The organism is Streptomyces sp. NPDC086989 (genome assembly GCF_044745505.1).
Taxonomy (GTDB): Bacteria; Actinomycetota; Actinomycetes; order Streptomycetales; family Streptomycetaceae; genus Streptomyces.
On record NZ_JBIVAL010000010.1, the window covers coordinates 278,386 to 296,598 of the forward strand.

Annotated in this window: 17 protein-coding genes; 11 read left to right on the forward strand and 6 right to left on the reverse strand. The window is 71.3% G+C overall.

The window, feature by feature from the left end; all coding sequences use genetic code 11:
• Positions 1-46: 46 nt before the first annotated feature.
• The 8 genes from ruvC (at position 47) to ACIPK4_RS25435 (ending at position 9,357) form a co-directional block, all read left to right on the forward strand.
• Positions 47-577 carry a crossover junction endodeoxyribonuclease RuvC gene (ruvC, locus tag ACIPK4_RS25400; RefSeq protein ID WP_054224791.1) on the forward strand — a complete coding sequence of 177 codons (531 nt, stop codon included), beginning with the start codon at positions 47-49 and terminating at the stop codon, positions 575-577.
• A complete protein-coding gene (ruvA, locus tag ACIPK4_RS25405) occupies positions 574-1,194 on the forward strand; it encodes a Holliday junction branch migration protein RuvA (RefSeq protein WP_402316158.1) in 621 nt (206 codons plus the stop codon). Before ruvC ends, ruvA begins: the two co-directional genes overlap by 4 nt.
• A 225-nt stretch (positions 1,195-1,419) precedes the next feature.
• On the forward strand, positions 1,420-2,481 hold the full coding sequence (ruvB, locus tag ACIPK4_RS25410) for a Holliday junction branch migration DNA helicase RuvB (RefSeq protein ID WP_402316160.1): 1,062 nt from the start codon (positions 1,420-1,422) through the stop codon (positions 2,479-2,481).
• A 163-nt stretch (positions 2,482-2,644) separates the two neighbouring features.
• On the forward strand, positions 2,645-3,157 hold the full coding sequence (gene yajC / locus ACIPK4_RS25415; RefSeq protein ID WP_402316163.1) for a preprotein translocase subunit YajC: 513 nt from the start codon (positions 2,645-2,647) through the stop codon (positions 3,155-3,157).
• A gap of 153 nt (positions 3,158-3,310) precedes the next feature.
• Positions 3,311-5,092, forward strand: a complete 1,782-nt coding sequence (gene secD / locus ACIPK4_RS25420; RefSeq protein WP_402316166.1) for a protein translocase subunit SecD — start codon at positions 3,311-3,313, stop codon at positions 5,090-5,092.
• A 3-nt stretch (positions 5,093-5,095) separates the two neighbouring features.
• Positions 5,096-6,154: a protein translocase subunit SecF gene (gene secF / locus ACIPK4_RS25425; protein ID WP_402316169.1), complete on the forward strand. Its 1,059-nt coding sequence runs from the start codon at positions 5,096-5,098 to the stop codon at positions 6,152-6,154.
• A gap of 65 nt (positions 6,155-6,219) precedes the next feature.
• Positions 6,220-6,702, forward strand: coding sequence for an adenine phosphoribosyltransferase (locus ACIPK4_RS25430; RefSeq protein ID WP_402316290.1), 483 nt, complete (start codon positions 6,220-6,222; stop codon positions 6,700-6,702).
• Between the two features lie 201 nt (positions 6,703-6,903).
• Positions 6,904-9,357: a RelA/SpoT family protein gene (locus ACIPK4_RS25435; protein ID WP_402316172.1), complete on the forward strand. Its 2,454-nt coding sequence runs from the start codon at positions 6,904-6,906 to the stop codon at positions 9,355-9,357.
• Positions 9,358-9,435: 78 nt separating this feature from the next.
• Here ACIPK4_RS25435 and ACIPK4_RS25440 read toward each other — a convergent pair whose 3' ends face one another.
• Together ACIPK4_RS25440 and ACIPK4_RS25445 are read right to left on the reverse strand one after the other, a co-directional pair.
• Positions 9,436-10,665, reverse strand: a complete 1,230-nt coding sequence (locus tag ACIPK4_RS25440; RefSeq protein WP_402316175.1) for a DUF349 domain-containing protein — start codon at positions 10,663-10,665, stop codon at positions 9,436-9,438.
• A 190-nt stretch (positions 10,666-10,855) separates the two neighbouring features.
• Positions 10,856-11,638, reverse strand: coding sequence for a peptidylprolyl isomerase (locus ACIPK4_RS25445; RefSeq protein ID WP_402316178.1), 783 nt, complete (start codon positions 11,636-11,638; stop codon positions 10,856-10,858).
• Positions 11,639-11,802: 164 nt separating this feature from the next.
• On the opposite strand from ACIPK4_RS25445, the gene ACIPK4_RS25450 reads away from it, so the two are divergent.
• Complete coding sequence (locus tag ACIPK4_RS25450) at positions 11,803-12,513, forward strand: MBL fold metallo-hydrolase (protein WP_054227626.1); 711 nt, start codon at positions 11,803-11,805, stop codon at positions 12,511-12,513.
• 10 nt (positions 12,514-12,523) lie between these two features.
• The gene (gene hisS / locus ACIPK4_RS25455) at positions 12,524-13,783 is read left to right on the forward strand and encodes a histidine--tRNA ligase (protein ID WP_402316182.1); all 1,260 of its coding nucleotides are present in this window, start codon (positions 12,524-12,526) and stop codon (positions 13,781-13,783) included.
• Between the two features lie 63 nt (positions 13,784-13,846).
• Here hisS and ACIPK4_RS25460 read toward each other — a convergent pair whose 3' ends face one another.
• Genes ACIPK4_RS25460 through ACIPK4_RS25475 form a run of 4 tightly spaced genes read right to left on the reverse strand, consistent with a single transcriptional unit; the run spans position 13,847 to position 17,427 of the window.
• Complete coding sequence (locus ACIPK4_RS25460; RefSeq protein WP_054227628.1) at positions 13,847-14,476, reverse strand: response regulator transcription factor; 630 nt, start codon at positions 14,474-14,476, stop codon at positions 13,847-13,849.
• A gap of 13 nt (positions 14,477-14,489) precedes the next feature.
• Positions 14,490-15,740 carry a sensor histidine kinase gene (locus ACIPK4_RS25465; RefSeq protein ID WP_402316185.1) on the reverse strand — a complete coding sequence of 417 codons (1,251 nt, stop codon included), beginning with the start codon at positions 15,738-15,740 and terminating at the stop codon, positions 14,490-14,492.
• Positions 15,698-16,549, reverse strand: a complete 852-nt coding sequence (locus tag ACIPK4_RS25470) for an ABC transporter permease (RefSeq protein ID WP_402316188.1) — start codon at positions 16,547-16,549, stop codon at positions 15,698-15,700. The genes ACIPK4_RS25465 and ACIPK4_RS25470 overlap by 43 nt, the downstream gene beginning before the upstream one ends.
• Positions 16,546-17,427 (reverse strand): ABC transporter ATP-binding protein, encoded by an 882-nt coding sequence (locus tag ACIPK4_RS25475; RefSeq protein WP_402316191.1) that lies wholly within the window; start codon positions 17,425-17,427, stop codon positions 16,546-16,548. The genes ACIPK4_RS25470 and ACIPK4_RS25475 overlap by 4 nt, the downstream gene beginning before the upstream one ends.
• A 137-nt stretch (positions 17,428-17,564) precedes the next feature.
• Between ACIPK4_RS25475 and ACIPK4_RS25480 the strand changes: the two genes are divergently transcribed.
• Entirely contained in the window at positions 17,565-18,179 is a 615-nt protein-coding gene (locus tag ACIPK4_RS25480) for a vitamin K epoxide reductase family protein (protein ID WP_402316194.1), read from the forward strand.
• Positions 18,180-18,213: the final 34 nt, after the last annotated feature.

An 18,213-nucleotide genomic window follows, 5' to 3' on the forward strand; every position in this document is an offset into this window, starting at 1 on the left:
CCGGTTAGCCTGCACGCACCGGCTGTCGAAGGAGGGGGTGGATGGGGTGCGCGTACTCGGCGTGGACCCGGGGCTGACCCGGTGCGGTGTCGGCGTGGTCGAGGGCGTCGCCGGACGAGCCCTCACCATGGTCGGCGTGGGGGTCGTACGGACGCCCGCGGACGCGGAGTTGGGGCACCGGCTCGTCGCGATCGAGGCGGGCATCGAGCAGTGGCTCGACGAGCACCGGCCCCAAATCGTCGCCGTGGAGCGGGTGTTCAGCCAGCACAACGTCAGCACGGTGATGGGAACCGCCCAGGCCAGTGCCGTTGCCATGCTGTGTGCCGCCCGCCGCGGAATACCGGTCGCCCTGCACACCCCCAGTGAGGTCAAGGCCGCCGTCACCGGCTCCGGCCGGGCCGACAAGGCGCAGGTCGGGGCCATGGTGACCCGGTTGCTGCGGCTCTCCGCCCCGCCCAAGCCGGCCGATGCCGCGGACGCCCTCGCCCTGGCCATCTGCCACATCTGGCGGGCCCCCGCCCAGAACCGCCTCCAGCAGGCGGTCGCCCTGCACGCCTCGAAAGGCCGCCCCTCATGATCGCCTTCGTCAGCGGCCCGGTCGCCGCGCTCGCCCCCACCCTGGCCGTGATCGAGGTCGGGGGAGTGGGCATGGCCGTGCAGTGCACGCCCACGACCATCGCCGGCCTGCGGATGGGGGAGACGGCCCGGCTGGCCACCTCCCTGGTCGTCCGGGAGGACTCGCTGACGCTGTACGGCTTCGCCGACGACGACGAGCGGCAGGTCTTCGAACTGCTCCAGACCGCGAGCGGGGTCGGGCCGCGGCTCGCCCAGGCGATGCTCGGAGTGCACAGTCCGGACGCGCTGCGGCTGGCCGTCTCCACGGGTGACGAGAAGGCCCTGACGGCGGTGCCCGGCATCGGCAAGAAGGGCGCACAGAAGCTGTTGCTGGAGCTCAAGGACAAGCTGGGCGCTCCGCTGGTCGGGGCGCAGCGCGCCCCCGCGTCCACGGGGCCCGCCCCGTGGACCGAGCAGCTCGCCGCGGCGCTGATCGGGCTGGGCTACGCCTCCCGGGAGGCGGACGAGGCCGTCTCGGCGGTGACGCCGCAGGCGGAGGCGGCCATCGCCGCCGGTGGCAGCGCCCCGGTCCCGCAACTCCTGCGCGCCGCCCTCCAGACCCTGAACCGCACCCGCTGACGGGGCTGCCGGGTGCCGCCGCGGGCAGCGGCGGCACCCGGCGCCCCGACGTTCCGGCCCCGGCCACCGCCGGGAGGCGCCCGGAGGGCTCCGCCCGGGCCGTACGGGCGCCGTGCGGCCCTCGCCGCGCACGCCGCCGCGCACGTCGGCGGGCGGGGCCCGGGCGGCGCCTGTGACGGGGACCCGGACCGACCACCGCAACGACGCAGAAGGCAGACTGACAGCGTGAACTGGGATGACGAGAGCGACGACCGGATCGTGGCGGCGGCCGCCGACGGCGAGGACACCGCCGTAGAAGCGGCCCTGCGGCCCAAGGACCTCGGCGAGTTCGTCGGCCAGGAGAAGGTCCGCCAGCAGCTGGACCTCGTCCTCAAGGCGGCCCGCCAGCGCGGGGCCACCGCCGACCACGTCCTGCTCTCCGGCGCTCCCGGCCTCGGCAAGACCACCCTGTCCATGATCATCGCCGCCGAGATGGGCGCGCCGATCCGGATCACCTCCGGCCCCGCGATCCAGCACGCCGGCGACCTCGCCGCGATCCTCTCCTCCCTCCAGGAGGGCGAGGTCCTCTTCCTCGACGAGATCCACCGCATGTCCCGGCCCGCCGAGGAGATGCTGTACATGGCCATGGAGGACTTCCGGGTCGACGTGATCGTCGGCAAGGGGCCCGGGGCCACCGCCATCCCGCTGGAGCTGCCGCCGTTCACCCTCGTCGGGGCGACGACCCGGGCCGGCCTGCTGCCGCCGCCGCTGCGCGACCGCTTCGGTTTCACCGGGCACATGGAGTTCTACGCCCCCGAGGAGCTGGAACGCGTCATCCACCGCTCTGCCCGCCTCCTCGACGTGGAGATCGACCCGGCCGGCGCCGCCGAGATCGCCGGCCGCTCCCGCGGCACCCCGCGCATCGCCAACCGGCTGCTACGCCGCGTACGCGACTACGCGCAGGTCAGGGCCGACGGGGTGATCACCCGGGAGGTGGCCGGCACCGCCCTCCAGGTGTACGAGGTCGACGCACGCGGACTCGACCGGCTGGACCGGGCCGTGCTCGAAGCCCTGCTCAAGCTGTTCGGCGGCGGTCCCGTCGGGCTGTCGACCCTCGCCGTCGCCGTCGGCGAGGAGCGGGAGACCGTGGAGGAGGTGGCGGAGCCGTTCCTGGTGCGGGAGGGGCTGCTCGCCCGGACCCCCAGGGGCCGGGTCGCGACCCCTGCCGCATGGGCTCACCTGGGGCTCGTCCCGCCGCAGCACGCCAGCAGTGGATCAAGCGGACAACAGGGCTTGTTCGGGGCCTGACGGCGCGGAGGTTCGACCGGTCAGGAACTGCGGTGCCATGCTGGGCGTTGTTCCATCGGTGCGGACTCGCCTAGACTCCGCCGATGCCGACCCTTCAGGTCGGCATGCCCACCCCCGTAGAAAAGGCCGTCTCCCGTGCGGTCGTGCGAAGGATCTCCGTCCCGTGAATCTCGTGACACTCCTCCCGTTCATCGTGCTCATCGGGGCGATGTTCCTGATGACCCGTTCCGCGAAGAAGAAGCAGCAGGCGGCCGCGCAGATGCGTGACCACATGACGCCCGGTACCGGTGTCCGCACCATCGGCGGCATGTACGCCACGGTGAAGGAGATCGGCGAGGACACCGTCACCCTCGAGGTGGCCCCCGGTGTCCACGCGATCTACGCGAAGAACTCCATCGGTGCCGTTCTGGAAGACGCGGAGTACAACCGAATCGTCCACGGCGCCGGTGATGATCTGACGATCGACACGCCGGTCGTCCCGGACGACGCCTCCTCGCTCACTCTGGACAAGGGTGACGAGGCCGACGCCCCGAAGCTCGACCTGGGCAAGAAGGACGAGCCCAAGGCCGACGAGCCCAAGGCCGACGAGCCGAAGGCGACCGAGGCCAAGGCCGACGACGCGGACGAGGCGGAGCCCAAGGACGGCAAGGGCGACGGCGAGGCCGGCGCGAAGTAGCGCGCGGCCGGGGACCGGGCAGACGTCCGACCGGCGGCCGCCGCGGTCCCCGTCAGTGACACTTCTGCGGGGGGCAGGGGTCCCCACCACACATTTCGTGGCCGTCCGCGCGCTGACCCGGCGCAGGACGGTTGGACAGGGAGATACGACAAGGTGGCAGCACCGAAGAAGGGCCGGCGGCCCACGGGGGCTCAGGGGAGGCCGGGGCGCGCCCTGGCGATCATCCTGATCGCAATGGTGGCGCTCACCGCGGGGATGTTCCTCACGAAGCAGACGACTCCCCGCCTCGGCATCGACCTCGCGGGCGGTACGAGCATCACGCTCAAGGCCAAGAGCGAGCCCGGCAAGCCGGACGCGATCAACGAGACCAACATGAACACGGCGGTCGGCATCATCGAGCGCCGCGTCAACGGTCTCGGCGTGTCGGAGGCCGAGGTCCAGACGCAGGGCCGCGACCACATCATCGTGAACATCCCCAAGGGGACGAACGAGAAGCAGGCCCGCGAGCAGGTCGGTACCACCGCCCAGCTGTACTTCCGCCCGGTCCTGGCCTTCGCCGACGGCGCCCCGGCGGCCCCCGCGGCCACGCCGAGCCCCTCCGCGAGCAGCTCCGGCGCCCCGAAGGCCGAAGGCGGCACCAAGCCCAGCGCCCAGGCCACCCCGTCGTCCAGCGCCACTTCCCAGGGCCGTGTGCTCAGCGAGGCCCTCAAGGCCCCTGGTGCCACCGCCTCTCCCTCGCCCTCGGCGAGCGAGTCGAAGAAGGCAGACGACAAGGCTCCGGCCCCGAGCCCGACCCCGTCGGGCGTCGAGGCGGCCGCCGCCGACCTCCAGGCGAAGTTCGCCGCCCTGGACTGCACCAACGAGGCGCAGCGCGCCGCGGCGGGCAAGGGCGCCAAGCCCGAGGACCCGACGCTGGCCTGTGGCAAGCGCGGCGACACCTGGGGCAAGTGGATCCTCGGTCCCGCCGGTGTCGCCGGCACGGACGTCAAGGACGCCAAGGGTGTCATCGACTCCCGGCGCGGCCAGTGGATCGTCACGATGCAGTTCACCGACAAGGGCGCCGACAAGTTCGCCAAGATCACCGGTGAGCTCGCCACCAAGCAGATGCCGCAGAACCAGTTCGCGATCGTGCTCGACGGCGAGGTCGTCTCCGACCCCTCCGTCAGCCAGGCGCTGACCGGCGGCAACGCCGAGATCTCCGGCGGCTTCAACCAGCAGTCCGCGCAGGACCTGGGCAACATGCTCTCGTACGGCGCCCTGCCGCTCTCCTTCAGCGAGGACAGCGTCACCACCGTCACCGCCGCGCTCGGCGGCGAGCAGCTGAAGGCCGGCCTGATCGCCGGCGCCATCGGCCTCATCCTCGTGGTGATCTACCTGCTCGTGTACTACCGGGGCCTGGCCTTCATCGCCATCGTCAGCCTCCTGGTGTCCGCGATCCTCACGTACACGATCATGGCGCTGCTCGGAAAGGGCATCGGCTTCGCGCTGAACCTGCCCGCCGTCTGCGGTGCGATCGTCGCGATCGGCATCACGGCGGACTCGTTCATCGTGTACTTCGAGCGCATCCGCGACGAGATCCGCGAGGGCCGCACGCTGCGCCCCGCCGTGGAGCGGGCCTGGCCGCGCGCCCGGCGCACCATCCTGGTGTCGGACTTCGTGTCGTTCCTGGCCGCCGCGGTGCTCTTCATCGTCACCGTCGGCAAGGTGCAGGGCTTCGCCTTCACCCTGGGTCTGACGACCCTGCTCGACGTGGTCGTGGTGTTCCTGTTCACCAAGCCGATCATGACGCTGATGGCCCGCACGAAGTTCTTCTCCAGCGGTCACCCCTGGTCCGGACTGGACCCGAAGCGGCTCGGCGCCAAGCCCCCGCTGCGCCGGTCGCGCCGCACCGGCACCGGTTCCGTCACCGCTCCCGTCGACGTAAAGGAGGCGTGAGAGATGTCGAAGCTGGGAGATCTCGGCGCCAAGCTGTACCGCGGTGAGGTCGGCTACGACTTCGTCGGCAAGCGCTTCATCTGGTACGGCGTTTCCATCCTGATCACCATCACGGCGGTCGTGGCCCTGGCCGTCCAGGGCCTCAACATGGGCATCGAGTTCAAGGGCGGTGCCGTCTTCACCACCCCGAAGACGGCCGTCTCCGTCGCCGCGGCGACCACGGGCGCGGAGAAGGCCTCGGGCCACGACGCGATCGTCCAGGAGCTCGGCACCGGCGGCCTGCGCATCCAGATCTCGGGTCTGGACACGGGCGACGCGGCGGGCGTCAAGAAGCAGCTCGCCACCGACCTCAAGGTCAACGAGGCCGACATCAACGCGGACCTGGTCGGCCCCAGCTGGGGCGACCAGATCGCGAACAAGGCCTGGACCGGCCTCGGCATCTTCATGATCCTCGTGGTGATCTACCTCGCCATCGCCTTCGAGTGGCGGATGGCGGTCGCCGCGCTGATCGCCCTGATCCACGACCTCACGATCACCGTCGGCGTGTACGCGCTGGTCGGCTTCGAGGTCACGCCGGGCACCGTGATCGGTCTGCTGACGATCCTCGGTTACTCCCTCTACGACACCGTCGTCGTCTTCGACGGTCTGAAGGAGGGCTCGAAGGACATCACCAAGCAGACCCGGTACACGTTCAGCGAGATCGCCAACCGCAGCATCAACGGCACCCTGGTCCGCTCGATCAACACCACCGTCGTGGCGCTGCTCCCGGTCGGGGCCCTGCTCTTCATCGGCGGCGGCCTCCTGGACGCCGGCATGCTGAACGACATCTCGCTGTCGCTGTTCGTCGGCCTCGCGGCCGGTGCGTACTCCTCGATCTTCATCGCGACCCCGCTGGTCGTGGACCTCAAGGAGCGCGAGCCGGCGATGAAGGCCCTGAAGAAGCGGGTGCTCGCCAAGCGCGCGGCCGCCGCGGCGAAGGGCGAGTCCCCGGAGGACGAGGGCCGCGAGGCCGAGTCCGCCCCGCAGGTCGTGGCCCAGGGCCGGGCGGGACGGCGCCGGTGAGCCCGCTGTCCCCCGAGGTGCGCGAGCTGCTGCTCAGCCGGATCAAGGACGTACCGGACTACCCGATGTCGGGCGTGATGTTCAAGGACATCACCCCGCTGCTGGCCGACCCGAAGGCCTTCGGGGCCCTGACGGACACGCTGGTGGAGCTGGCCGGGCAGTACGGCGCGACGAAGATCGTCGGGCTGGAGGCGCGCGGGTTCATCCTCGCGGCGCCGGTGGCGGTCCAGGCGGGCATCGGCTTCGTGCCCGTGCGCAAGGCCGGAAAGCTGCCGGGCGCCACGCTCGCGCAGTCGTACGAGCTGGAGTACGGCACCGCGGAGATCGAGGTCCACGCCGAGGACCTGGCGCCCGGTGACCGGATCATGGTCATCGACGACGTCCTGGCCACCGGCGGCACCGCCGAAGCCTCGCTCTCGCTGATCCGGCGCGCCGGTGCGGAGGTCGCCGGCGTGGCGGTCCTGATGGAGCTGTCGTTCCTGCCGGGCCGCGAGCGGCTGGCCGGCGCCCTTGCGGGCGCCCCGCTGGACGCACTCATCGTCGTCTGACGACGCCCTCCACGAAGCGGCGGCCGTCCGGGATCCCCGGGCGGCCGCCGCTTCGCATGTCCGGGAACGACCGCCCCGTCCGTGTGGTGGGCGGGGAGAACGGGCCGACGCAACCCTCGCTACCATGGGATGTCCGGACCTGACCGGGGCACCGGATCCTCCCCCGGACTCCGTCCCGGAGGGACCCCCAGAGGAGCGCTCTTGCCAGACGAGGTCCAGCCAATCTCCGCCGCGCAGCCCGACCCGCAGGCCGAGCGGGCCGCAGCGGCCCCCGCCACGCCCCCGCCGGCTCCGCCCGCGAAGCCGGCGCCCGCGAAGCCCGCGCCCGGCAAGCCGGCGCCCGGGAAGTCGGCGGGGTCCTCCAACCGCGTGCGCGCCCGGCTCGCCCGCCTCGGTGTCCAGCGTTCCAACCCGTACAACCCGGTCCTGGAACCCCTGCTCCGGATAGTCCGCAGCAACGACCCGAAGATCGAGACGGCGACGCTGCGCCAGATCGAGCAGGCGTACCAGGTCGCCGAGCGCTGGCACCGTGGCCAGAAGCGCAAGAGCGGCGACCCGTACATCACCCACCCGCTCGCGGTGACCACCATCCTCGCCGAGCTCGGCATGGACCCGGCCACCCTGATGGCGGGACTGCTGCACGACACGGTCGAGGACACCGAGTACGGGCTGGAGGACCTGCGCCGCGACTTCGGCGACGCCGTCGCCCTGCTCGTCGACGGCGTCACCAAGCTCGACCGGGTCAAGTTCGGCGAGGCCGCGCAGGCCGAGACCGTCCGCAAGATGGTCGTGGCGATGGCCAAGGACCCGCGCGTCCTGGTCATCAAGCTCGCCGACCGCCTGCACAACATGCGCACCATGCGCTACCTCAAGCGGGAGAAGCAGGAGAAGAAGGCCCGCGAGACCCTGGAGATCTACGCCCCGCTGGCGCACCGGCTGGGCATGAACACGATCAAGTGGGAGCTCGAAGACCTCGCCTTCGCCATCCTCTACCCGAAGATGTACGACGAGATCGTCCGCCTCGTCGCCGAGCGGGCACCCAAGCGCGACGAGTACCTCACCATCGTCACCGACGAGGTGCAGACCGATCTCCGCGCCGCCCGCATCAAGGCCACCGTCACCGGCCGGCCCAAGCACTACTACAGCGTCTACCAGAAGATGATCGTCCGCGGCCGTGACTTCGCGGAGATCTACGACCTGGTGGGCATCCGCGTCCTCGTCGACACCGTCCGCGACTGCTACGCGGCCCTCGGCACGGTGCACGCGCGCTGGAACCCGGTCCCCGGCCGGTTCAAGGACTACATCGCGATGCCCAAGTTCAACATGTACCAGTCGCTCCACACGACGGTCATCGGACCCAGCGGCAAGCCCGTCGAACTCCAGATCCGCACCTTCGACATGCACCGCCGTGCCGAGTACGGCATCGCCGCGCACTGGAAGTACAAGCAGCAGACCGTCGCCGGGACCTCCAAGGTCCGCACCGACGTCCCGCAGGCCGCCAAGGGCAGCGCCGGCCAGGACACCGTCAACGACATGGCCTGGCTGCGCCAGCTGCTCGACTGGCAGAAGGAGACCGAGGACCCGGGCGAGTTCCTCGACTCGCTGCGCTTCGACCTCTCCCGCAACGAGGTCTTCGTCTTCACGCCCAAGGGCGACGTCATCGCGCTGCCCGCCGGTGCCACCCCCGTGGACTTCGCGTACGCCGTCCACACCGAGGTCGGCCACCGGACCATAGGCGCACGCGTCAACGGCCGTCTCGTCCCGCTCGAATCGACGCTGGACAACGGCGACCTGGTCGAGGTCTTCACGTCCAAGGCCGAAGGCGCCGGCCCCTCCCGTGACTGGCTCGGCTTCGTCAAGTCCCCCCGCGCCCGCAACAAGATCCGCGCCTGGTTCTCCAAGGAGCGCCGCGAGGAGGCCATCGAGCACGGCAAGGACGCCATCGCGCGGGCCATGCGCAAGCAGAACCTGCCGATCCAGCGCATCCTCACCGGCGACTCGCTCGTCACGCTCGCGCACGAGATGCGCTACCCCGACATCTCCTCCCTCTACGCGGCGATCGGCGAGGGCCACGTGGCCGCGCAGGGCGTCGTGCAGAAGCTGGTGCAGGCCCTCGGCGGCGAGGAGGCCGCCAACGAGGACATCGAGGAGAGCGTCCCGCCGTCCCGCGCCCGCGGCAAGCGGCGCGGCAACGCCGACCCCGGAGTCGTCGTCAAGGGCGTCGAGGACGTCTGGGTCAAGCTGGCCCGCTGCTGCACCCCGGTCCCCGGCGACCCGATCATCGGCTTCGTCACCCGCGGCAGCGGCGTATCGGTTCACCGCGCCGACTGCGTCAACGTGGACTCCCTCTCCCAGCAGCCCGAGCGGATGCTGGAAGTCGAATGGGCGCCGACCCAGTCCTCGGTCTTCCTGGTCGCCATCCAGGTCGAGGCGCTGGACCGGTCCCGGCTGCTGTCGGACGTCACCCGGGTCCTGTCGGACCAGCACGTGAACATCCTCTCCGCGGCCGTCCAGACCTCCCGCGACCGCGTGGCCACCTCCCGCTTCACCTTCGAGATGGGCGACCCCAAGCACCTGGGACACGTCCTGAAGGCCGTACGCGGCGTCGAGGGCGTCTACGACGTCTACCGCGTCACCTCGGCCCGCCGGCCGTAACCGAGCGCGCGGACGGCACGGACGAGGGCCCCGGTACGCAATGCCGTACCGGGGCCCTCGTCCGTCAACCGGCGGTCATCAGCCGCCGAACTCCTCCAGGCCCTTCAGCGCCTGGTCGAGCAGGGCCTGGCGGCCCTCCAGCTCGCGGGCCAGCTTGTCGGCCTTCGCGTTGTTGCCCGCAGCACGGGCCGCGTCGATCTGCTCACGCAGCTTGTCCACCGCCGCCTGGAGCTGACCCGTCAGGCCGGCCGCACGCGCCCGGGCCTCCGGGTTCGTACGACGCCACTCGCCCTCCTCGGCCTCCTGGATCGCCCGCTCCACCGCGTGCATCCGGCCCTCGACCTTCGGCCGGGCGTCGCGCGGTACGTGGCCGATGGCCTCCCAGCGCTCGTTGATCGAGCGGAACGCGGCCCGGGCCGCCTTCAGGTCCGTCACCGGAACGAGCTTCTCGGCCTCCTCGGCCAGCTCCTCCTTCAGCTTCAGGTTCTCGACCTGCTCGGCGTCGCGCTCCGCGAACACCTCGCCACGCGCCGCGAAGAACACGTCCTGCGCACCGCGGAAGCGGTTCCACAGATCGTCCTCGGCCTCGCGCTGCGCCCGGCCCGCCGCCTTCCAGTCCGCCATCAGCTCGCGGTAGCGGGCGGCCGTCGGACCCCAGTCGGTCGACTTCGACAGCGACTCGGCCTCCGCGACCAGCCTCTCCTTGACCTTGCGGGCGTCCTCGCGCTGCGCGTCGAGCGAGGCGAAGTGCGCCTTGCGGCGCTTGGAGAAGGCGGACCGGGCGTGCGAGAAGCGGTGCCACAGCTCGTCGTCCGACTTGCGGTCCAGCCGCGGCAGACCCTTCCACGTGTCCACCAGGGCACGCAGCCGCTCGCCCGCACTGCGCCACTGGTCGCTCTGCGCCAGCTGCTCGGCCTCGGCCACCAGCGCGTCCTTGGCCGCACGGGCCTCGTCCGTCTGCTTGGCCTTGGCGACCTTGCGCTCCTCGCGCCGCGAGTCCACGGTCGCGACCAGCTTGTCCAGCCGGACGCGCAGGGCGTCGAGGTCGCCCACGGCGTGGTGCTCCTCCACCTGCGTGCGCAGGTGGTCGATGGCCGTCTGCGCGTCCTTGGCGGACAGATCGGTGGTCCGCACCCGTCGTTCGAGGAGGCCGATCTCGACCACCAGGCCCTCGTACTTGCGCTCGAAGTAGGCCAGGGCCTCCTCAGGGGTGCCCGCCTGCCACGAGCCGACGACCTTCTCGCCCTCGGCAGTACGCACGTACACGGTGCCCGTCTCGTCGACGCGGCCCCACGGGTCGCTGCTCACAGCGCCTCCTCCACCTGATGCCTGCGAGGGGTTCACCCCCTGGGCATCGTCCACAGTTTCCTGGGGCGGGCAGCGCCCGCCCTGCACAACGCCAACATAGGCGACCGCCGGGCCGGCTGTCCGCATCCCGCACGACGGAATATCGCCGTACGGGCAGGACGCCGGCCGCGCCCGAGGCCGCCGGAACCCGTCAGTTCCGGGTGACGGCGCCCTTCTGGACGGTCACCGGGGTCTTCGGGGCCCCGTCCTGGCCGCCATCGGCCGTACCGGCCTTGGCCACTTCCTCGAGCGCCTTCAGACCCGCCGCGTCGATCTTGCCGAACGGCGTGTACGACGGGGCCAGCGGGCTGTCCTTGTAGACCAGGAAGAACTGGCTGCCGCCGCTGTGCGGCTGGCCGGTGTTGGCCATCGCCACCGTGCCCGCCGGGTAGATCACCTGGCCCTGCTCGTTCGGCTTGCCCAGCGAGTCGAGGTTCTCGTCCGCGATGGTGTAGCCGGGGCCGCCCATGCCCGTGCCCTCCGGGTCACCGCACTGCAGCACGAAGATCCCCGACGTGGTCAGCCGGTGGCACTTGGTGTTGTCGAAGAAGCCCTTGTCCGCCAGCGACTTGAACGAGTTGACGGTCTCCGGCGTCTTCGCCGCGTCCATCTCGAACTTGATCTCGCCCGCGCTGGTCTTCAGGTCGAACGTGTACTTCGCGTTCTTGTCGATCGCCATCGCCGGCGAGGGCGACTGCTTCGGCGAGGGCGCCGCCGACGGGTTCGCCGCCGGGTCCGCCGCCCGGTCCTTCTTGTCCTTGTCGAACACGCCGCCGACGACGAGGCCCACCAGCGTCGCGACCACCACGGCCACCGCGGCCCCGATCACCGCCGCACGCTGCCGCGCCTTGCGCCGGGCCTCGGCCCGGCGCTTCTGCTGGCGCTCGTACTTCTCCCTGGCGAGCTGTCGCCGCCGCTGATCGCTCGTGACCACCGGGTCGTCTCCTTGTACGTGTCTGGCACCGCTGTCCGGTCTCGGTTAGGCCGTACCGTATATGGGTTCGCTGTGTAACGAGCGGCGCCGGTAGGCTCTGAGCAGCAGCATTCCGACACACGGCCGCTGCCGAAGCTCCCGCCGGACGACGATTGAGGACGAACGTGCTGATTGCCGGGTTCCCCGCCGGGGCCTGGGGGACCAACTGTTACGTGGTCGCCCCCGCCGCCGGTGAGGAGTGCGTCATCATCGACCCGGGCCACCAGGCCACCCGGGGCGTCGAGGAGACGCTGAAGAAGCATCGACTGAAGCCCGTCGCCGTCGTCCTCACCCACGGCCACATCGACCACGTGGCCTCGGTGGTCCCGGTGTGCGGAGCCCACGACGTCCCCGCCTGGATCCACCCCGAGGACCGCTTCATGATGAGCGACCCGGAGAAGGCGCTGGGCCGCTCCCTGGGCGCGCAGCTGATGGGCGAGCTCACCGTCGGGGAGCCTTCCGACGTCAAGGAGCTCACCGACGGCACGAAGCTGGCGCTGGCCGGCATGGAGCTCACCGTGTCGCACGCGCCCGGGCATACCAGGGGGTCGGTGACCTTCGGGATGCCCGAGGCGGGGGACGTCCCCCCGCTGCTGTTCTCGGGCGACCTGCTCTTCGCCGGCTCCATCGGCCGTACCGACTTCCCGGGCGGCAGCCACGCCGACATGCTCGAGTCGCTGGCCCGCGTGTGCCTGCCGCTCGACGACGCGACCGTGGTGCTGCCCGGTCACAACGAGCACACGACCATTGGCCGTGAGCGCGCCACCAACCCGTACCTGCGGCAGGTGGCCGCCGGCCTCGGAGACGGCTTCACGTCTCCACGACGAGGAATGTGACGAGAGTTTCGTGAGCACCTTCAAGGCCCCCAAGGGCACGTACGACCTCATCCCGCCGTACTCGGCGAAGTACCTGGCCGTCCGGGACGCGATCTCCGGCCCCCTGCGGCTGTCCGGCTACGGGTACGTCGAGACGCCCGGCTTCGAGGACGTCGACCTGTTCGCCCGCGGTGTCGGAGAGTCCACCGACATCGTGACCAAGGAGATGTACACCCTCACGACGAAGGGCGGGGCCAACCTCGCGCTCCGTCCCGAAGGCACCGCGTCCGTGCTGCGCGCGGCGCTGGAGGCGAACCTCCACAAGGCCGGCGGCCTGCCGGTGAAGCTCTGGTACTCGGGTTCGTACTACCGCTACGAACGCCCGCAGAAGGGCCGCTACAGGCACTTCTCGCAGGTCGGCGCCGAGGCGATCGGGGCCGAGGACCCGGCGCTGGACGCCGAGCTGATCATCCTGGCCGACCAGGCGTACCGCTCGCTGGGCCTGCGCAACTTCCGGATCCTGCTCAACTCGCTCGGCGACAAGGAGTGCCGCCCGGTGTACCGGGAGGCGCTCCAGGGTTTCCTGCGCGGGCTGGACCTGGACGAGGAGACCGTCCGCCGGGCCGAGATCAACCCGCTGCGCGTCCTCGACGACAAGCGGGCCGAGGTGCAGAAGCAGCTCGTCGGCGCGCCGATGCTGCGGGACTACCTGTGCGACGCGTGCAAGGCGTACCACGAGGAGGTGCGGGCGCTGATCACGGCGGCCGGAGTCGCCTTCGAGGACGACGAGAAGCTCGTGCGCGGCCTGGACTACTACACGCGGACGACGTTCGAGTTCGTCCACGACGGTCTGGGCTCGCAGTCCGCGGTCGGCGGCGGCGGCCGCTACGACGGCCTGTCCGAGATGATCGGCGGGCCGGCGCTGCCCTCGGTGGGCTGGGCGCTGGGCGTGGACCGTACGGTGCTGGCGCTGGAGGCGGAGGGCGTCGAGCTGGACATCCCGCCGACGACGTCCGTGTTCGCGGTGGCGCTGGGCGAGGCCAAGCCGGTGCTGTTCGGTCTGGTGACCGAACTGCGGCAGGCGGGTGTCGCGGCGGACATCTCCTACGGCGGCAAGGGCCTCAAGGGCGCCATGAAGGACGCCAACCGTTCCGGCGCCCGCTTCGCGATCGTCGCGGGCGACCGCGACCTCGCCGAGGGCGTGGTCCAGCTGAAGGACATGGAGTCCGGGGAGCAGGGCCCGGTCGCCGTGGCGGACGTGGTCGAGGTCCTGCGGACCAAGCTGGCCTGACGGCCGGCGACCGGTGTTCCCGGTGGGGCCGGAGGCGCTCGGCGCACTCCGGCCCCACCGGCGTCAGAGCAGGTCGTGCCGCATGGCCGTGGTCACCGCCGCCGTGCGGTCGGTGACCTCCAGCTTTCCGAAGATGCGCAGCAGGTGCGTCTTGACCGTCGACTCCGCCACGAACAGGCGGCGGCCGATCTCCGCGTTCGTCGCCCCCTCGGAGACGAGCCGCAGGACCGCGACCTCACGGTCCGACAGGCGCGGACGCTCCGGGCGGGTGCGCAGCCGGTCGACCAGACGGCCCGCCACCGACGGGGCCAGGACCGTCTCGCCGCGCACCGCCGCGCGGACGGCCTCGGCCAGTTCCGCCCGGGCCATGTCCTTGAGCAGGTAGCCCGCGGCCCCGGCCTCCACCGCCCGCAGGATGTCCCGGTCGTTCTCGTACGTCGTGAGGACCACCACCCGCACCGGCAGTCCGGCCGCGCTGATCCGTGCGATGGACTCGACGCCGTCGCCGCCCGGCATCCGCAGGTCCATCAGGATCAGGTCCAGGCCGCCGGGGACCAGCTCCGCGGCCAGCGCCTCGGCCTGCGGGCCGTTCGAGGCCTCGGCGACGACCTCCAGGTCGGGCTCCGCGCTGAGCATGCCGCGCAGGCCCTCCCGTACCACCGGGTGGTCGTCGGCCAGCAGGATGCGGATCATGTCGTACGGCTCCTCAGCGGATCGGGAGGGTCACGGTGACGGTGGTGCCGGTGGCGGCGCCGGCCCCCGCGGCGCTGTCGACGGCCGCCGTGCCGCCGACCTCCGCCGCGCGGGCGCGCAGGCCCCGCAGTCCGTAACCGGACACGGGGGCCGACGGGTCGAAGCCCTGCCCGGTGTCCCGGACCGTGACGGTCAGTTCGCCGCCACCGTAGGCCAGGGACACCGCACAGCGCGCCCCGGGCCCTGCGTGCTTCGCGGCGTTCGACAGCGCTTCCTGGCAGGACCGCAGGGCCACCACCTCCAGCGCCGCGGCCAGCGGCCGGACCGCCCCGCTCACCGACACCGCCGCCGGCGGGTGCCGGCGGGCCGCGAGGCGGCGTACCGCGTCCGGCAGGGAGCCGGCGTCGAGGTCGGCGGGCGCGCCGCCGGCCACCAGGGCCCGGGCCTCGGCCAGGTTCTGCCGGGCGGTGGCGGCCATCAGCTCCAGGTGCCGGTGGGCCTGCGCGGGATCCGTGTCCAGCTCGGACTGCACGGCCTGGACCAGCATCAGCAGGCTCGTGAAGCCCTGGGCGAGGGTGTCGTGGATCTCGCGGGACATGCGTTCCCTTTCGGCGTGGGCGCCCTGTGCGGCGGAGAGCCGGGCCACCTCCCCCCGGCTGGCGTCGAGTTCGGCGATCAGCGAGGCACGCTCCTGGCTCTGCTCGATGATCCGGATGATCCAGGCGCCGAAGAACGAGGAGAAGGCGAAGGTGACGAACGAGCCGACCGCGTTCACGAAGACGACGTGGCCCTCCGGCCGCCACAGCAGGGCCCAGCCGGCCACCGGCAGCAGCGACACCACCGCCATCGCGCCGACCGCCCGGCGCAGCGGCAGCAGCATGAAGCAGTGCGGGGCGAGCGCGAACGTGATCAGCCGGGTCTCGCCCACCAGGAACGCGGCGGGCAGGAACAGGGCCAGCAGCACGCCCAGGTAGCGCAGCGACAGCGCAGGTTCGGAGCCGGGGTCCTTCACGAGCAGGGGCCGGCCGGCCCACGCGTACCAGGGGATCAGCAGCGTGAGCAGGGCGGCGGCGGGAAGCCGGTACGACAGCGGCGGGAAGTCCGCGCCCAGGACGAAGGCGGCCGTCGCGGTCCACACGACGCCGAAGTAGAGGTCCCACGGCCCGAACGCCCGGTCCCAGACATGGGTCTCGCGCGCTCCGGCCGTCCTGGTGAAACCGTTCAGCCGTCGCGGCGGTTCTTCCACTTGAAGGTCAGCAGACACAGGACCAATCCTCCGACGACCCAGCCCCCCAGGACCAGGGCGACCTTCCCGTACTCCCAGCTTCCGGCCTGTTCCAGGACGGAGGCGGACTCCGGCAGGAACACCCCGCGCAGCCCCTGGCACATCCACTTGAGCGGGAACAGCGCCCCGATGTCGAGCAGCCAGTCCGGGATCGCGTTCACCGGGATGAAGACGCCGGAGATGAACTGGAGGATCAGGAACGGCAGGACGACCACCGAGCTGGCGCTCTTCCCGGACTTGGGCAGGCTGCTGATCGCGATGCCGAGCAGGGCGCAGCCGGTCAGCCCGAGGGCGAAGATCCAGCCGAAGGTGAACCACTTGGACGCCGAGGCCGGCAGGCCGAGGTCGAACAGGGTGGAGCCGACGAGCAGCAGGATCGCGGTCTCGGCGACGCCGGTGGCCAGGACCATCCAGACCTTGCCGAGGAAGTACGCGGCCGGCGGCATCGGGGTCCCGCGCAGCCGGCGCAGCACCTTCTCGTCGCGTTCGACGGCGATCGAGATCCCGAGCGACTGGAAGCTGGTGGACATGATGCCCGCGGCGACCATGCCCGCCGCGTACAGCTGGGAGGCGGTGACCCCGGTGTTCTCCACGCTGTCGCTGAAGATCGAGGCGAAGAGGGCGAGGAAGACGATCGGGAAGGCGAAGGTGAAGATCATCGCATCGCGCTGGCGGACGAACTGCTTGATCTCCAGCGCCCCGCGGCTCAGTCCCAGGCTCCAGGCGCCGGGCAAAGCCCTCGTGGCAGCGGCGGTCCGGCCGGCGGTGGTGGTGGCGGTCGTGCTCATCGTGCGTCCTCCGGCTGCGGTGCGGGCGTGGGTACGAGCTGACCCGTGAGGCGCAGGTACACGTCCTCCAGGGTGGGGCGGCCGATCCGCAGCCCGGGGATCTCGCCCTCGAATCGGGCCATGAGCTCGGCGACCGTACGGGTGGGGGTCTCGGTGGCGATGCTCTGCGGGGTGCCGTCGGCCCCGGTCCACTCGACGGTGGCGCCGGTGCCGAACCGGGTGCGCAGCTCGGCCGGTTCGCCCTCGGCGACGACCCTGCCGCTCGCGATGACCGCGAGCCGGTCGGCGAGGGCCTCGGCCTCCTCCAGGTAGTGCGTGGTGAGCACGATGGTGGTGCCCTCGCCGGCGAGCAGCCGGATCAGGTCCCAGAACTGGCGGCGCGCCGCCGGGTCGAAGCCGGTCGTCGGCTCGTCGAGGAGCAGCAGTTCGGGGTCGCCGATGACGCCGAGCGCCACGTCGAGCCGGCGCCGCTGGCCGCCGGAGAGGCCCTTCACGCGCTGGTCCCGCTTCTGCTCCAGTCCGACCAGGGCGATGACCTCGGCCGGGTCGCGCGGGGCCGGGTAATAGCGGGCGAAGTGCTCGACCGTCTCCCGTACCGTCAGTTCCGCGGGCGCCGACTCGTCCTGCCAGACGATCCCGACGCGCGAGCGCCAGGCCCGCCCGCCGGTGGCCGGGTCCGCGCCGAGCACGCTGACCTCGCCGCCGTCCCGTTCCCGGTGGCCCTGCAGGATCTCCACCGTGGTGCTCTTGCCGGCTCCGTTGGGCCCGAGGAGTCCGAAGACCTCTCCCTGCCGGATCGTCAGGTCCAGTCCGTCCACTGCGGTGACCTCGCCGTACTGCTTGCGAAGCCCCCGTACCTCCACCGCGTTCTGTGTCATGTCCCAGATGGTGTGGCGGAACCCGCCCTACCGGTCCCCCCGTGCGGTCGTCCTTATGTCCATCGAACGGTGGACACACAGGTCCGTACGGCACAATGGCCGGTGCTTGTTGACCTTGCAGATGTGGAGCGGGCGGTATGACGACACGAAGTACGGACGCAGACACCGCTCCGCGGACGGTCGGTGCGAGCCGGGCGCTGGCGCTGCTGCTGGTGATCACGGGCGCCGCGGGACTGCTCGCGGCCTGGGTGATCACGATCGACAAGTTCAAGCTGCTCGAAGACCCGAACTTCACGCCGGGCTGCAGCCTGAACCCGATCGTCTCCTGCGGCAACATCATGAAGAGCGAGCAGGCGTCCGTGTTCGGCTTCCCGAACCCGATGCTGGGTCTGGTCGCCTACGGCATCGTGATCTGCGTCGGCATGAGCGTGCTGGCCGGGGCCCGGTTCCGGCCCTGGTACTGGCTGACCTTCAACGCCGGGACGCTGTTCGGCGTCGGCTTCTGCACCTGGCTGATGTACCAGTCGCTGTACAACATCAACTCGCTGTGCCTGTGGTGCTGCATGGCGTGGGTCGCCACGATCTTCATGTTCTGGTACGTCACCGCCCACAACGTGCGGCAGGGCCTGCTGCCCGCCCCCGGGTGGCTGCGCTCCTTCCTGGACGAGTTCACGTGGGTGCTGCCCGTGCTGCACGTCGGGATCATCGGCATGCTGATCCTGACCCGCTGGTGGGACTTCTGGACTTCCTGAGCCGCCATGGGGGACCGGCCGCGGGCGATCCGGG

Bases quoted from the DNA above. Each gene is read 5' to 3' on its own strand.
- ACIPK4_RS25470 (WP_402316188.1), bottom strand. From the start codon at position 16,549: ATGAGCACGACCGCCACCACCACCGCCGGCCGGACCGCCGCTGCCACG.
- ACIPK4_RS25430 (WP_402316290.1), top strand. From the start codon at position 6,220: ATGTCGGGCGTGATGTTCAAGGACATCACCCCGCTGCTGGCCGACCCG.
- ruvA (WP_402316158.1), top strand. From the start codon at position 574: ATGATCGCCTTCGTCAGCGGCCCGGTCGCCGCGCTCGCCCCCACCCTG.
- secF (WP_402316169.1), top strand. From the start codon at position 5,096: ATGTCGAAGCTGGGAGATCTCGGCGCCAAGCTGTACCGCGGTGAGGTC.
- ACIPK4_RS25480 (WP_402316194.1), top strand. From the start codon at position 17,565: ATGACGACACGAAGTACGGACGCAGACACCGCTCCGCGGACGGTCGGT.
- ACIPK4_RS25460 (WP_054227628.1), bottom strand. From the start codon at position 14,476: ATGATCCGCATCCTGCTGGCCGACGACCACCCGGTGGTACGGGAGGGC.
- ACIPK4_RS25475 (WP_402316191.1), bottom strand. From the start codon at position 17,427: ATGACACAGAACGCGGTGGAGGTACGGGGGCTTCGCAAGCAGTACGGC.